Origin of the sequence: Salegentibacter salinarum (assembly GCF_900168115.1) — a bacterium.
In the GTDB taxonomy this organism is placed as follows: domain Bacteria; phylum Bacteroidota; class Bacteroidia; order Flavobacteriales; family Flavobacteriaceae; genus Salegentibacter; species Salegentibacter salinarum.
On record NZ_FUZC01000041.1, the window covers coordinates 1 to 1,348 of the forward strand.

General features: G+C 46.9%; 1 rRNA gene. It reads left to right on the plus strand.

Annotation, left to right across the window (positions count from 1 at the left end):
* Positions 1 to 158: 158 nt before the first annotated feature.
* Positions 159 to 1,348, plus strand: a 23S ribosomal RNA gene (locus B5X53_RS18820); the annotation flags it as partial.

The following is a 1,348-nucleotide window of genomic DNA, read 5'->3' on the forward strand; positions in this document are numbered from 1 at the left end:
TCGCTAGAGAGGAAAAAAGTTCATTGACATATTGAGAAACAAAGAATACGAGAAAACTACAGTTATAGAAGTTAAATTTTATAACGAGGTAAATTAATTATATTAATAGAATACCTTGTGACTTTAGGGTCACAAGAATTCGAGCATAAGCAAGAAGCATACAAGCTAGATAAGGGCGTATGGGGAATGCCTAGGCTCTCAGAGGCGAAGAAGGACGTGATAAGCTGCGAAAAGCTGCGGGGATTGGCACATACAAGTTGATCCGCAGATATCCGAATGGGGCAACCCGGTATACTGAAGGTATATCATCCGCAAGGAGGCAAACCCGGAGAACTGAAACATCTAAGTACCCGGAGGAAGAGAAAACAATAGTGATTGCGCTAGTAGCGGCGAGCGAACGCGCATTAGCCCAAACCATAAGGTTTACGGACCTTATGGGGTTGTAGGACCACAATATTTGTTACAAACAGAATTAGAACAGGTTGGAAAGCCTGGCCATAGACGGTGACAGCCCGGTATAGGTAAAGAATGTAACGATAGTGGTATCCTGAGTAGTGCGGGGCACGAGAAACCCTGTATGAATCCGGCGGGACCATCCGCCAAGGCTAAATACTCCTGAGAGACCGATAGTGAACCAGTACCGTGAGGGAAAGGTGAAAAGAACCCTGAACAAGGGAGTGAAATAGATCCTGAAACCATACGCTTACAAGCGGTCGGAGCCCTTCGGGGTGACGGCGTGCCTTTTGCATAATGAGCCTACGAGTTACCGTTTCCAGCAAGGTTAAGCAGTTCAGCTGTGGAGCCGTAGCGAAAGCGAGTCTTAATAGGGCGTTTTAAGTTGGTAATGGTAGACGCGAAACCGTGTGATCTACCCTTGGGCAGGTTGAAGCTGTGGTAACACATAGTGGAGGACCGAACCCGTTGACGTTGAAAAGTCTTGGGATGACCTGAGGGTAGGGGTGAAAGGCCAATCAAACTCGGAAATAGCTCGTACTCCCCGAAATGCATTTAGGTGCAGCGGTATAATAGTTTTATAGAGGTAGAGCTACTGATTGGATGCGGGGGCTTCACCGCCTACCAATTCCTGACAAACTCCGAATGCTATAAAATGTTTTATATCAGTGAGGGCATGGGTGCTAAGGTCCGTGTCCGAGAGGGAAAGAACCCAGACCATCAGCTAAGGTCCCCAAATATATGTTAAGTTGAAGAAACGCGGTTGGACTGCCCAGACAGCTAGGATGTTGGCTTGGAAGCAGCCATTCATTTAAAGAGTGCGTAACAGCTCACTAGTCGAGCGGTCCGGCATGGATAATAATCGGGCATAAACATATTACCGAAGCTATGGATT